The 13,826-nt window shown below is 58.9% G+C and carries 11 protein-coding genes; 6 read left to right on the plus strand and 5 right to left on the minus strand.

Annotated elements, in window-relative coordinates; translation table 11 throughout:
- Positions 1-42 precede the first annotated feature (42 nt).
- The gene (gene dnaG / locus ACN28Q_RS15540; RefSeq protein WP_095847167.1) at positions 43-1,791 is read right to left on the minus strand and encodes a DNA primase; all 1,749 of its coding nucleotides are present in this window, start codon (positions 1,789-1,791) and stop codon (positions 43-45) included.
- 123 nt (positions 1,792-1,914) lie between these two features.
- On the minus strand, positions 1,915-2,130 hold the full coding sequence (gene rpsU, locus ACN28Q_RS15545; RefSeq protein ID WP_001144069.1) for a 30S ribosomal protein S21: 216 nt from the start codon (positions 2,128-2,130) through the stop codon (positions 1,915-1,917).
- A gap of 301 nt (positions 2,131-2,431) precedes the next feature.
- Between rpsU and tsaD the strand changes: the two genes are divergently transcribed.
- Positions 2,432-3,448 (plus strand): tRNA (adenosine(37)-N6)-threonylcarbamoyltransferase complex transferase subunit TsaD, encoded by a 1,017-nt coding sequence (gene tsaD, locus ACN28Q_RS15550; RefSeq protein ID WP_095847168.1) that lies wholly within the window; start codon positions 2,432-2,434, stop codon positions 3,446-3,448.
- A gap of 37 nt (positions 3,449-3,485) precedes the next feature.
- Here tsaD and plsY read toward each other — a convergent pair whose 3' ends face one another.
- Positions 3,486-4,118, minus strand: coding sequence for a glycerol-3-phosphate 1-O-acyltransferase PlsY (gene plsY / locus ACN28Q_RS15555; protein WP_095847169.1), 633 nt, complete (start codon positions 4,116-4,118; stop codon positions 3,486-3,488).
- Between the two features lie 107 nt (positions 4,119-4,225).
- Here plsY and folB point away from each other — a divergent pair, with 107 nt between their 5' ends.
- Together folB and bacA are read left to right on the plus strand one after the other, a co-directional pair.
- On the plus strand, positions 4,226-4,585 hold the full coding sequence (gene folB / locus ACN28Q_RS15560; protein WP_095847170.1) for a bifunctional dihydroneopterin aldolase/7,8-dihydroneopterin epimerase: 360 nt from the start codon (positions 4,226-4,228) through the stop codon (positions 4,583-4,585).
- A gap of 278 nt (positions 4,586-4,863) precedes the next feature.
- Complete coding sequence (bacA, locus tag ACN28Q_RS15565) at positions 4,864-5,688, plus strand: undecaprenyl-diphosphate phosphatase (RefSeq protein WP_095847171.1); 825 nt, start codon at positions 4,864-4,866, stop codon at positions 5,686-5,688.
- A gap of 98 nt (positions 5,689-5,786) precedes the next feature.
- Here the strand turns inward: bacA and ACN28Q_RS15570 are convergent, their stop codons facing one another.
- Together ACN28Q_RS15570 and ACN28Q_RS15575 are read right to left on the minus strand one after the other, a co-directional pair.
- A complete protein-coding gene (locus ACN28Q_RS15570) occupies positions 5,787-7,013 on the minus strand; it encodes a multifunctional CCA addition/repair protein (RefSeq protein WP_095847172.1) in 1,227 nt (408 codons plus the stop codon).
- A 179-nt stretch (positions 7,014-7,192) separates the two neighbouring features.
- Positions 7,193-7,813, minus strand: a complete 621-nt coding sequence (locus ACN28Q_RS15575) for a TIGR04211 family SH3 domain-containing protein (protein WP_095847173.1) — start codon at positions 7,811-7,813, stop codon at positions 7,193-7,195.
- A gap of 268 nt (positions 7,814-8,081) precedes the next feature.
- On the opposite strand from ACN28Q_RS15575, the gene ACN28Q_RS15580 reads away from it, so the two are divergent.
- From ACN28Q_RS15580 to hldE, 3 genes are all read left to right on the plus strand, one after another.
- Positions 8,082-9,389 (plus strand): CYTH domain-containing protein, encoded by a 1,308-nt coding sequence (locus tag ACN28Q_RS15580; RefSeq protein ID WP_095847174.1) that lies wholly within the window; start codon positions 8,082-8,084, stop codon positions 9,387-9,389.
- Between the two features lie 45 nt (positions 9,390-9,434).
- On the plus strand, positions 9,435-12,284 hold the full coding sequence (gene glnE, locus ACN28Q_RS15585) for a bifunctional [glutamate--ammonia ligase]-adenylyl-L-tyrosine phosphorylase/[glutamate--ammonia-ligase] adenylyltransferase (protein WP_095847175.1): 2,850 nt from the start codon (positions 9,435-9,437) through the stop codon (positions 12,282-12,284).
- A 78-nt stretch (positions 12,285-12,362) separates the two neighbouring features.
- The gene (gene hldE / locus ACN28Q_RS15590) at positions 12,363-13,793 is read left to right on the plus strand and encodes a bifunctional D-glycero-beta-D-manno-heptose-7-phosphate kinase/D-glycero-beta-D-manno-heptose 1-phosphate adenylyltransferase HldE (protein WP_095847176.1); all 1,431 of its coding nucleotides are present in this window, start codon (positions 12,363-12,365) and stop codon (positions 13,791-13,793) included.
- Positions 13,794-13,826: the final 33 nt, after the last annotated feature.

Here is a 13,826-nt window from a genome sequence, read left to right on the forward strand (position 1 = left end):
GGCTCGGCCCGCACACGTTTCGGCACTTAAGCCGTTTAATATTCAGTTTTTCTTCGCCAGAACCTGGTTTAGCGAACGGACTTCTTCACGTTCTTCCGGGCTCAGGCCGCGCGTTCTTGCCTGCGCGATTAGTGTCTCCAGCCGGTGCTCCAGCACGGAGTCATACAGGCTGGCTAACGTATCCAAAAAGGTCTGTTCGACCATGTCCTCGACGATCATATGGTTCCATGTCGCCAAGGTTTCAAGCTGTTGGCTGAATTTGTTGTCGCGATACAGCTCCAGCAACTGGCCAGTATTCAGGCCGGGCTGGGCCAGGCAGGTATGCACCAGCTCAACAAATAACGGCAAACCCGCCAGCTTGGCTTGCCCTAAACCTTCCAGTGAAGGAATAAGTGTAGCCAAGCGCGGATTTTGTACCAACAACCCTATCAGTATACGCATGGTTGTGCGTTTTAGCTGGGGCGCCTGATAAGTATTCGCATTTTCCGTCTGTTTGGGCATCAGCTTGTCAAGCTGGCTGTCATCCAGCAGGCCCAGTTTGCTGCCCAATTGTTGGCGCAAATACAGGCGCAGCGTTTCACCCGGCACCTGGCCAATCAGCGGCAGCGCCAGCGCGCTCAGCTTGGCGCGGCCGTCGGGGCTGCTCAAATCCACCTGCGGCATCAGCGTTTCGAACAGGAAGGTGGAAAGCGGCTGCGCCTGCTCCATCCGTTGTTCGAAAGTGTCTTTGCCTTCCTTGCGCACCAATGTGTCCGGGTCTTCGCCGTCGGGCAAAAACATAAACCGCATCTGCCGCCCGTCGTTCAGGTAGGGCAGTGCGGTCTCCAGCGCGCGCCAGGCGGCTTCGCGGCCAGCCCGGTCGCCGTCGTAACAGCAGACGACGTTATCAGTGGCGCGGAACAGCAGTTGGATATGGTCTGCCGTTGTTGAGGTGCCCAACGAAGCAACGGCGTAATTAATGCCGTACTGCGCCAGCGCCACCACGTCCATATAGCCTTCTACCACCAACAGGCGCGAAAGCGTTGCGTTGCTCTGCTGCGCTTCATACAGGCCATAAAGCTGGCGGCCCTTGTGGAAAACCTCGGTTTCCGGCGAGTTCAGGTATTTCGGCACTCCGTCGCCCAGCACGCGCCCGCCGAAGGCGATAACCCGCCCGCGCTTATCGCGAATAGGGAACATCACGCGCTCACGAAAGCGATCGTAGGTGCGGCCCTGCTCGTTGTTGACCAGCATGCCCGCGTCGTTCAGTGCGCTGCGGTTTTCGGCATCACGGCCAAAGCGTTTTAAGGCGTTATCCCAACCGGCCGGGGCAAAGCCGATGGCGAAATGGCGGATAACCTCTTCGCTCAATCCACGCTGTTGCAGGTAATCACGCGCCTGCTTGCCGTTGGGTTGAACCAACGCCTGCTGATAGAATGCGCTTAGCTGTTCCATCAACTGGTAAAGGCTTTGGCGCTGATGGCGTTCTATCTGGCTGGGGCCGGTGCCTGCTTCGTACGGCACTTCCAGCCCGTGCATGGTGGCCAGCTCTTCGATGGTTTCGACAAAATCCAGCCTGTCGTAATTCATCAGAAAGTCGATGGCGTTACCGTGGGCGCCACATCCGAAACAGTGGTAGAACTGCTTGTCGCCGTTAACGGTGAATGAAGGTGTTTTCTCATGATGGAACGGACAGCACGCATGGTAGTTCTTGCCTTGCTTTTTCAGCTTCACGCGGGCATCGATCAAATCGATGATGTCGGTGCGAGCCAGCAAGTCATTGATAAATACGCGTGGAATTCGTCCAGCCATAAGCCCTTATTCGACTGCCTATAAACGAGAACAAGCCGCGCATTCCTTACGGAAAGCACGGCCTTCGTATACAACTACTCGGTCTGCGCTTATAAAACACGCGGTGGGGTTACCCCCAGGGAATTAATACAGACGAGTGCGGCGTGCGTTTTCGCGAGCCAGTTTCTTCGCGTGGCGTTTAACAGCAGAAGCTTTAGCGCGTTTGCGTTCGGTGGTCGGTTTTTCATAGAACTCACGACGACGAACTTCAGCTAAAACGCCTGCTTTTTCGCATGAACGCTTGAAACGACGCAGTGCAACGTCAAATGGCTCGTTTTCACGTACTTTAATTACCGGCATGTGCCTCTCACCTCAATAGAATTCGGTTTGTTGCTGGCCAAGCGCCAGCCTTTTCAAAATGGTGCGGAATTTTACTCCAATGAGTGCTGCTTTGTAAAGCACCATGACAAATTCCTACCAGCCCATACCGTACTGGCGCACGCAATTTTGCAATGGCCGCCGATTATAGACTAATCAGAAAAAATTGCTCGCTTTTAATCGGAAAAACATCTCGGCTACGCATCTGGCCCGTTGCGCTAGGGGCGGTAAACGGGCGCGGTTGTGCTAAACTGGCGGCCGCCTGTGAATGATGGGAAATGTGATGCGAGTACTGGGTATAGAAACGTCCTGCGATGAAACCGGAATCGCAGTGTATGACGATCGGGCCGGTTTGTTAGCTAACCAATTGTACAGCCAGGTGAAACTGCACGCGGACTACGGCGGCGTGGTGCCGGAGCTGGCTTCGCGCGATCACGTGCGCAAAACTGTGCCGCTGATTCAGGCGGCGCTGAAAGAAGCTAACCTGTCTGCCGCGGATATCGATGGCGTCGCCTACACCGCCGGGCCGGGCCTGGTGGGGGCGTTGCTGGTGGGCGCCACCGTTGGGCGCGCGCTGGCGTTTGCCTGGAATGTGCCTGCAGTGCCGGTGCACCATATGGAAGGGCACCTGCTGGCACCGATGCTGGAAGATAGCCCACCGGCCTTCCCGTTCGTCGCGCTGTTGGTTTCCGGCGGCCATACCCAACTGATCAGCGTGACCGGCATCGGCCAATATACCCTGCTGGGGGAATCGATCGACGATGCGGCCGGCGAAGCCTTCGATAAAACCGCCAAGCTGCTGGGGCTTGATTACCCCGGTGGCCCGATGCTGTCCAAAATGGCCCAGCAGGGCAACGCCGGGCGCTTTGTGTTCCCGCGCCCGATGACCGATCGCCCCGGGCTGGATTTCAGCTTCTCCGGCCTGAAAACCTTTGCCGCCAATACCATTCGCGGCAATGGCAGCGATGCGCAGACCCGCGCCGATATCGCCCGCGCGTTTGAGGATGCGGTGGTGGATACGCTGGCGATCAAGTGTAAACGCGCGCTGGATCAAACCGGGTTTACCCGGCTGGTGATGGCCGGCGGCGTGAGCGCCAACCGCACGCTGCGCGGCAAACTGGCGGAAATGATGCAAAAACGCGGTGGGGAGGTGTTTTACGCCCGGCCGGAGTTTTGTACCGATAACGGCGCGATGATCGCCTACGCCGGGCTGGTGCGCCTGAAAAGCGGCGGCATCAGCCCCACGCTTGGCGTTTCCGTCCGCCCCCGCTGGCCGCTGGCCGAACTGCCTGCGGTATAAGCCGCCATGCAGGGCTGGCGAGCGCCGGCCCTGCCGTTTACTTCTTGGTTTCTTCTTCCGGCGTTTCTGGCTTCTTCTTGCGCAGCTTATTCCAGATTTTTCCTTCCTGCCCACGCCACAGGCGCTGGATATTATCGTGATGGCGCATCAGGATCAGGCAGGAGAGCATCGCCACCGGGAAGGTGAACTGCGGTTTGAACCACCAGACATAAAAGGGGGCGATCAGCGCGCTGATAATCGCCCCCAGCGAGGAATAGCCGCTGAGCAACACGGTCAGCAGCCAGGTGCCGGTCATCAGGCCGGTCAGATCCCAACCGATTGGCGCAATGGCGCCGAAGGCGGTGGCAACGCCTTTCCCGCCGCGGAAGTGGAAAAATATCGGGTAGATGTGGCCAAGGCAGGCGGCGATGGCCGTCAGGCCAAGGTACATCGGCGGTATTTCAAGCTCATATGCCAGCCAGACCGGCAACATGCCTTTCAATATATCGAACACCAGCACCGATGCCGCCGCCAGGCGGCCGCCAATGCGCAGGACGTTAGTCGCCCCTGGATTCCCTGAGCCATGTAAACGCGGATCGGGCAGCCTGGCGATCCGACATACCAGGATCGCGCTGGAAATAGAGCCACAGAGATACGCGAAGATAATCATGCCAAGCGCGGTAGCACTCATAACGCGGTTCCGTTTAATAATGGTCGTTTTGCTCGTAATATCTATGGATAATACGCATATTCCGCTGGAAGTGGTATCCGGCAAGGCTAAAAACAGAGAACGACGTGATGGATATCGTATTTATTGAAGAACTTACTGTAATCACCACCATTGGCGTTTATGACTGGGAGCAGACCATCCGCCAGAAGCTGGTTTTCGATATCGAAATGGGGTGGGACAATCGCCGGGCGGCCGCCAGCGATGACGTAAACGACTGTTTGAGCTATGCCGATATCTGCGATGCCGTTGTCCAACACGTTGAGGGCGGGCGCTTTGCTTTGGTGGAGCGCGTCGCTGAGGAAATTTCTGAAATATTGCTTCAGCGCTTTAATTCCCCCTGGGTACGTATTAAGGTCAGCAAGCCAGGGGCAGTGGCGCACGCTCGCAGCGTGGGCGTGATCATCGAACGGGGCACCCGCCCAGCGTGATGGCCTGTCATGAATGTGCAACTAACGGTAATTATTCTGCTCTGAATAGAGAATTGTTTAGCGGCAATGTATTGAATACTGCCGCTTTTTTATTGTTAGCCGTTACTATGCTTGTGTTAGTGGCTGGCGCGTAGCGCCAGCTTGCGGCCCTGTGGGCGTGCGGTTTAAGGTGCGCAAGGGGGGGCCGTCGGTTTTTTCCCGTGATGGGAAAGTAATGCCGCCTTCTTCGGGGGCGGATTTTATGTTTCTAGCTGTAAATTTATGGGGTAGGCGCACACATGGCAGACATGCATTCACTGTTTGTGGCATTTGTTCTTGGGGTGGTTGAAGGGTTAACGGAGTTTTTGCCGGTATCGTCTACCGGGCATATGATCATCGTCGGTGAATGGCTTGGCTTTACCGGCGACAAAGCGAAAACCTTTGAAGTTATTATCCAGTTGGGTTCGATCCTGGCGGTCGTGGTGATGTTCTGGCGCCGTTTGTTCGGCCTGATCGGCATTCATTTCGGCGGCAAGCCAGTAGCGCATGAAGGGCATACGGCAGGGCGTTTGAAGCTGGGGCACATTCTGCTGGCGATGATCCCGGCGGTGGTATTGGGGTTGGTGTTCCACTCGGTGATTAAATCGCTGTTTGAGCCGCGCAACGTGATGTATGCGTTGGTCGTGGGGGGCTTCCTGCTGCTGGCCGCGGAATGGCTGAAGCCTAAAAAGCCACGTGCTGTTGGGCTGGATGACATTACTTACCGCCAGGCGTTCATGATCGGCTGTTTCCAGTGTTTGGCGCTGTGGCCTGGGTTCTCGCGCTCTGGCGCCACCATTTCCGGCGGGATGCTGGTGGGCGTTAGCCGTTATGCGGCCTCTGAGTTTTCGTTCATCCTGGCGGTGCCGATGATGATTGGCGCCAGCGCGTTGGATGTGTACAAGAGCCTGGGGTTCCTTTCGCTGGCCGACGTGCCAATGTTTGCCGTTGGGTTTATCACCGCCTTCGTGGTGGCGCTGATCGCCATTAAAACCTTCCTGAAATTGATCAAGCGTATTTCGTTTGTGCCGTTTGCAATTTACCGCTTTATCGTGGCGGCTGCGGTCTACGTGGTGTTTATGTAAGGCCAAACGGCAACGCAAGGTGGCGTTGGCGGTAAAAAAAGCCAGTCAGGTTAGCTGACTGGCTTTTTTGCATTCAGGCCATTGGGGCCGCGCCGCCGTCAGGCCTGATTAGTTTTCCAGGCGGCCAACGCCTGCTGGCGCCGGCGCTTAAGCTCATCGCGGATCGCCGGCCCTTGCAGGCCGCTGGCTACCACCTCTTTCACTGAAACCGCATTGGCAACCTGAAAGGCCGCGCGCAGATAGTCACCCTGCGGGTACGGGTTCTCTTCAAAACCGGTTCGGCCGCGGGCATCCGCCTCGCTGGTCAGGATCATCTGCTCCAGCCGGTGCGGCTTGCGCCATACATCAATCACATCAAACAGTTTTAACAGGGTTTCCGGCCGCAACTTATCCACGGTGTGGATCAGATCGTGGTATTCCGCCACCAGCATCGCCAGATCGCGAATCGGGTTTGGCACGCGCAGCCGCTGGCATAGCGCCTCGACCAGTTTCACCCCGGCTGGGCCGTGGCCATGGTGGTGCGGCCAAAACTGCTTCGGCGTCAGCCCTTTGCCCACGTCATGGCACAGGGCGGAAAAACGCACGTCCACTTCCGGGCTGAGGCGGCTGGCCATTGCCAGCGTCATCAGCGTGTGGATACCGGTGTCAATTTCGGGGTGCCATTTTTCCGGTGCCGGCACGCCAAACAGCGCGTCGATCTCGGGGAACAGCACCTGCAGAGCGCCGCAGGCGCGCAATACCTGGAAGTAAACCTGCGGGCTTTGGCTCTGCAATGCTTTTTCCGTTTCCTTCCACACGCGCTCGGCGGGCAGTGCGGAAAGTTCGCCGCCATCGGCCATGCTGCGCATCAGCGCCGCCGTTTCCGGCGCCAGGGTGAAGCCCAGATGGGCAAAGCGTGCGGCAAAGCGGGCCACGCGCAGAACGCGCAGCGGATCTTCGCTAAAAGCATCGGAAACGTGCCGCAGCACCCGTGCGTTGAGATCTTGTACGCCGCCGTAAGGATCGATCAGTTCGCCTTCCGGCGCTTGGGCAATGGCGTTGATGGTCAGATCGCGCCGCTGTAGGTCTTCTTCCAGCGTGACGTCCGGCGCGGCGTAGCAGGTGAAGCCGGTATAACCCTGGCCGGATTTACGCTCGGTGCGCGCCAGTGCGTATTCTTCATGGGTTTGCGGATTGAGGAACACCGGGAAGTCTTTACCCACCTGTTGGTAGCCCAACGCCAGCAGTTGCGCGGGCGTGGCGCCGACGACAACCCAGTCGCGGTCTACCACCGATAGCTTAAGCAGGCTGTCGCGGACTGCGCCGCCAACCAGATAAATCTGCACTGTTGCACTCCTGAAATTATCGCCGCTCTGCGCCACAGCTTACCTCAATTATCCGCACGGATAAAAACGCCGCAACGCCAGCCGTGGGTAACGGCCTGGCGCTCAGAATGCGAAAGCGGGATTGATGCTGGCCTGAACAAGGAGGGCGCCGAACCATGCCCCTGGCCAGCACAGGCCAGTCAGTTCATCCAGCGATTGTTGTTTTTACGGCGCGGGATCAGGTGTGGCAACAGCAGCCCCAGCAGCAGGCCGACGCCTGCAACGCCGCCGCCGTACATAAACCATTGCAGGATAATGGTACGCTGTTTGTCATCAAGCTGCAGGTTAACCGCATTCACTTTTTTCTGCGCGACCACCAGTTGGTTTTTCAGATCCTGATTTTCCTGCTTCAGGCCGCTGATGATGCTATCGCTGGCGGCGACTTTTTCCTGCATTTCCGCTGTGCGCTGGTTCCAGCTGTTATCAATGTTCGTCAGCTTGTCGGTCAGGGTTTTTACCTGTTGTTCCAGTTCAGGCACGCGGGTGCGCAGGCTTGGCGTTTCGCTAAGCTGATCCAACGGGATCCAGATATTGCGGCCCTTGGCATCGCGGATCTGGCCGTAATGGGTTTCATTATTTACGCTTAACAGCGTGACTTCGTCGCCAGCGTTCAGCGTCCCGACAATGCGGTACTGATTGCCCGGGCCGCTATGGACGTAAGTGTTCAATTCATCAGAGATATAGCGCTTCTCTTCGGCGTGTGCACCCCAAGTGATGCTGAAGCTCAGCACAGCGAGGCAAATTAGGCGTAATTTCTGCATTAGTTCATCGTTTCTGTGTGAATTTATGGAACGATAGTAGAGACTTCAGTGTGACGACGCAACGCTAAAACCGGAATGAGAACTGTCTTACTGTAGCGGATTCTGTGCGTTACGCCGCGTTTTACAGCGTAACAGGTTTTTTCTACAGTTTGCAGGCTTAAGCGCCAACGAATCGCGCTACTATAGTGCCAACGGTGCCTTTTCAGGCAGCATTCGGCCAGGGCAAGGCTCTGGCTGCAAATTTGTAACTTATTGGTGTAAAAGACATATGACCGTTGAAATAGAACTGAAATTTATTGCCTCCGCGCAGGCTGCCGCCGGGTTGTCCGCACAGTTGGCCGCTTGGCCCCATCAGCATACCGCGCCGCAGAAACTCACCAATATTTACTACGAGACGGCCGATAACTTCCTGCGCCGCCACGATATCGGGCTACGTATCCGCGGCTGTAATCAGCAGTATGAGATGACCATCAAAACCGCCGGCCGGGTGGTGGGCGGGGTGCATCAGCGCCCGGAATACAATGTGGCGATCGCCAGCCCTGAACTGGCGCTGGCTGAATTTCCGGCCGATATCTGGCCGCAGGGGTGCGATATCGGCGCATTGCAACAGGCGCTGCAACCGCTGTTCCGCACGGATTTCGTGCGTGAAACCTGGCTGATCGCGCTGGGGGAAAGCGAAATCGAGATTGGCCTGGATCAGGGCGAAGTGCGCGCCGGCGAGCTGGCCGAGCCGATAGGCGAGATCGAACTGGAACTGAAACAGGGCAATACATCGGATCTACTGGCGTTGGCGCAGCAGCTGGCACAGCACGGCGGCCTGCGCCAGGGCAGCCTGAGCAAGGCGGCGCGTGGTTACCACCTGGCGCAGGGCAATGCGCCTTTCGCACTGCGCCCGCTCAAAGTGCTGAAGCCAGCGGCGAAATCCAGCGTGGAACAGGGGATGATCGCGGCATTGGAGCTGGCGCTCAGCCACTGGCAGTATCATGAGGAGCTATGGCTGCGTGGCAACGCCGCGGCGCGCCCGGCCGTGCTTGACGCGATGGTGCTGGTGCGCCAGGCGCTGGTGATTTTCGGCGGCCTGGTGCCGCGCAAGGCCAGCACCGATCTGCGTGCCCGCCTGGCGGCGCTGGAGCCCCAACTGGAAGACCACAACGCCGAACCGCAGAGCCTGTGTTACAGCGCGGAGTATCTGCAATGTAAGTTGGTGCTCACATCTTGGTTGCTGACCGGTGCCTGGCGGCCGTTTATCGACGCCAAAGCCCAGGCGAAACTGGATGGCTCCTTCAAACGTTTTAGCGATGTGATGTTGGGGCGCTGCGCTGCCGAGTTGAAAGACGCGTTCAACCAACCGCTGACCGACGAAGACTATCAGGGGCAATTGCCGCGCCTGACGCGCCAGGTGGCCGCCTTTATGCTGCTTTCCGGCGCCTATGCCGACGCTGAAAGCGGCGCCTATATCGGCGCTTGGCGTGAGCTGCTGCGGGCGGTGGCGGAACGGCGCCAGGGGAGTTATGAAAACAGCCGTAAACTGGCCCTGTCCCAGGCGCCGTTCTGGTTAAACGGCGCCGTTCGTTAATGATACCCGGCCCGCTGCGGCGGGCCATCGCACGGATGATTGATTATGTCGCGACTCTCTGCAGCGTTACAGGCGCAGGCACAGCGTATTGTGCAGCGTTTCCAGGAAACCCACGGCGCCGATGTGCTGCTTAGCGGCCAGGAGCAGGCGGTGCTGGCATCGAGCGATTTTGTCAGCGAGGCTTTGCTGGCGCACCCGCAATGGCTGGCGAAACTGCGCAGCCAGCCGCCGGCGGCCGATGAGTGGCGCCACTACGGCGCATGGCTGCAGGAAGAACTGGAAGCCGTGCAGGATGAAACGGCGCTGATGCACGCGCTGCGCCTGTTCCGCCGCGAGATACTGGTGCGTATTGCCTGGGCGCAGGCGCTGAATAGCGCCACAACCGAGCAAACGCTGCGTCAGCTAAGTGGGTTGGCTGAAACGCTGATTATCCGCGCCCGTGACTGGCTGTATCAAACCTGCTGCCGCGAGTGGGGCACGCCGAGCAATGCGGCGGGGGTTCCGCAGCCGCTGTTGATCCTTGGCATGGGCAAGCTGGGCGGGGAAGAGCTGAATTTTTCTTCCGATATCGATCTGATCTTTGCCTACCCGGAAAACGGGCAAACCCAGGGCGGGCGGCGCGAGCTGGACAACGCCCAGTTCTTTACCCGCCTCGGCCAGCGGTTAATCAAAGCATTGGATCAGCAAACCATTGATGGTTTTGTTTATCGGGTGGATATGCGGCTGCGCCCGTTTGGCGACAGTGGCCCGCTGGTGATGAGCTTTGCCGCGCTGGAAGATTACTATCAGGAACAGGGGCGCGACTGGGAACGCTACGCCATGGTGAAGGCGCGGCTGATGGGCGGGGCGGAAGATCCCTATAGCCAGGAACTGCGCAACACGCTGCGGCCGTTTGTCTTCCGCCGTTATATTGATTTCAGCGTGATCCAGTCGCTGCGCAATATGAAGGGCATGATCGCGCGCGAAGTGCGGCGGCGCGGCCTGAAAGACAACATCAAGCTGGGCGCCGGCGGTATCCGCGAAATTGAATTTATCACCCAGGTGTTCCAATTGATCCGCGGCGGGCGCGAGCCTAGCCTGCAGGGGCGCGCATTGCTGCCGACGCTGCAGGCGATTGGCCAACTGGGGCTGCTTGGCTCGCAACCGGTGGCGGCGCTGAGCGCCAGCTACCTGTTCTTACGCCGGCTGGAGAATTTGCTGCAGGCGATTGCCGATCAGCAAACGCAAACCCTGCCGCAGGATGCGCTCGATCAGGCGCGCCTGGTCTGGGGCATGGGGCTGGCGGACTGGCCGGCGCTGCTGGCCGTGCTGGATGCCCATATGCGCGCGGTGCGGGCGGTGTTTGACGACATGATCGGCGACGATACCCCCGATGTGGGCGAAGATAGTGACTGTCAGCGCTACTATGGCCTGTGGCATGACGCGCTGGAAGAAAAAGACATGGCGCCGCTGTTGCCGCATCTGGGGGAAGAAGAACAGCGTATGGTGCTGCGTATCATCACCGATTTCCGCCAGGACGTGGGCAAGCGTACTATTGGTCCGCGCGGGCGCGAGGTGCTGGATCAACTGATGCCGCGCCTGTTGGCTGAAGTCTGCCCGCGCAGCGACGCGCCCACGGCGCTGGCCCGCCTGACTCAACTGCTGCTTAGCATTGTCACCCGCACCACTTACCTTGAGTTGCTGCTGGAGTATCCGGCGGCGCTCAGCCACCTGATTCGCCTGTGCGCCGCCTCGCCGATGGTGGCGAACCAACTTGCGCGCTACCCGATGCTGCTCGATGAGCTGCTTGATCCGGCGACGCTCTACCGGCCGGTTGAACCCGGCGCTTACCGCAGCGAGTTGCACCAGTATCGGCTGCGGGTGCCGGCGGACGATGAGGAGCAGCAGGTGGAAGCGCTGCGCCAGTTCAAACAGGCGCAACAGCTGCGCATCGCCGCGGCGGATATCGCCAAAGTGCTGCCGGTGATGAAAGTGAGCGATCACTTAACCTATCTGGCCGAAGCGATCATCGATGCGGTGGTGCAGCAGGCCTGGCACGATATGGTGGCGCGTTACGGCCAGCCGGCGCATTTGCATGAGCGCCAGGGGCACGGGTTTGCCGTGATCGGCTACGGCAAACTGGGCGGCTGGGAGTTGGGCTACAGTTCCGATCTCGATCTGGTGTTTTTGATCGACTGCCCGCCGGAAGTGATGACCGACGGCGCGCGCTGCATTGACGGCCGCCAGTTCTACCTGCGGCTAGCGCAGCGGGTGATGCATTTGTTCAGCACCCGCACCTCCTCCGGTATTCTGTATGAAGTGGATGCCCGGCTGCGGCCTTCCGGGGCGGCCGGCATGCTGGTGAGCACCATCGAGGCCTTTACCGACTACCAGCAAAATGAGGCCTGGACGTGGGAACATCAGGCGTTGGTGCGGGCGCGCATTGTCTATGGCGATCCGGCGTTGCATCAGCGTTTTGATGAGATCCGGCGCGATATTTTGTGCAAGCCGCGCGCCGGTGAGGCATTGCAGCAAGAGGTGCGCGAAATGCGGGAAAAAATGCGCCACCATCTGGGCAACAAGCAGCGTGAGCTGTTTGATATCAAAACCGATGAAGGCGGCATCACCGATATCGAATTTATCGCGCAATATCTGGTCTTACGCTATGCCGGCAGCGAACCGCGGCTGGCGCGCTGGTCGGATAACGTGCGCATCTTCGAACTGATGGCCCATTACGGTATTATGCCGGACGAAGAAGCGCAGGCGTTGACCCGTGCCTATGTGACGATGCGCGATGAAGTTCACCGGCAGGCCTTGCAGGAGCACTCCGGCAAGGTGAGCAGCGAACTGTTTGTCGCCGAGCGCGATCGGGTGCGCCGCAGCTGGGAAAAATGGCTGGGCGTAGCGGGCGCATAGCTCACCTTTTTGCCGGCATTATCGGTGTCTGTGGTAATATCGGCGCAACTAAATTTATGACCTGTTTGGAGTTATCGAATGAAAGTTACACTGCCTGATTTTCGCCGCGCCGGTGTGCTGGTGGTTGGTGACGTCATGTTGGATCGCTATTGGTATGGGCCGACCAGCCGCATTTCACCGGAAGCCCCGGTGCCGGTGGTGAAGGTGGATACCATCGAAGAGCGTCCCGGCGGTGCGGCTAACGTTGCGATGAACATTGCCTCTCTGGGCGCCGGCTCGCGCCTGGTGGGGCTGACCGGCATTGATGACGCCGCGCGTGCATTAAGCGCCCGGCTCAATGAAGTTAACGTGCGCTGTGACTTTGTTTCCGTGCCGACGCACCCGACCATTACCAAACTGCGCGTGCTGTCCCGCAACCAGCAGTTGATACGCCTGGATTTTGAAGAGGGCTTCGCCAACGTGGATGCTCAGCCGTTGCTGGAGCGCGTTCAACAGGCGCTGCCGCAGATTGGCGCGCTGGTGTTGTCTGATTACGCCAAGGGTGCGCTGAGCAAGGTGCAGGACATCATCCAACTGGCGCGCGCCGCCAAGGTGCCGGTGCTGATCGATCCCAAAGGCACGGATTTTGAACGTTATCGCGGCGCAACGCTGCTGACGCCGAACCTGTCCGAGTTTGAAGCCGTGGTCGGCCATTGCAAAGACGAACAGGAACTGGTGCTGCGGGGCATGAAGCTGGTGGCGGATTATGAGCTTTCCGCCCTGTTGGTGACCCGCTCCGAACACGGGATGACGTTGCTGCAACCGGATCGCGAGCCGCTGCACCTGCCGACGCAGGCGCAGGAAGTGTTTGACGTGACTGGCGCAGGCGACACGGTGATCGGCGTACTGGCCGCTGCGCTGGCCGCCGGCAATACGCTGGAAGAGTCTTGCTTCCTGTCTAACGCCGCCGCCGGCGTGGTGGTGGGCAAACTGGGGACCTCCACCGTTTCCCCGATCGAGCTGGAAAATGCCATTCGCGGCCGCGCCGAAACCGGGTTCGGCGTGATGAGCGAAGAACAGCTGAAAACGGCCGTTGCGCAGGCGCGCCAGCGTGGTGAAAAGATCGTGATGACCAACGGCATTTTTGACATCCTGCACGCCGGCCACGTTTCTTATCTGGCGAACGCCCGCAAGCTGGGCGATCGTCTGATCGTGGCGGTCAACAGCGATGCGTCCACCAAACGTCTGAAAGGCGAAACCCGCCCGATCAATCCGTTGGAAAACCGTATGATCGTATTGGCCGCGCTAGAGGCCGTGGACTGGGTGGTGCCGTTTGAAGAAGACACGCCGCAGCGGCTGATCGCCGGTATCCTGCCGGATCTGCTGGTGAAGGGCGGGGATTATAAACCGGAAGAGATTGCCGGCAGTGCCGAGGTGTGGGCCAACGGCGGTGATGTGAAGGTGCTGAACTTTGAAGACGGGTTATCAACAACCAACATCATCAAGGCCATCAAAAACGGGCATGAGTAACCGTCCCGCGTGAGTGGCGAGCGGCAACGTTAA

The organism is Gibbsiella quercinecans (assembly GCF_002291425.1).
Lineage (GTDB): Bacteria > Pseudomonadota > Gammaproteobacteria > Enterobacterales > Enterobacteriaceae > Gibbsiella > Gibbsiella quercinecans.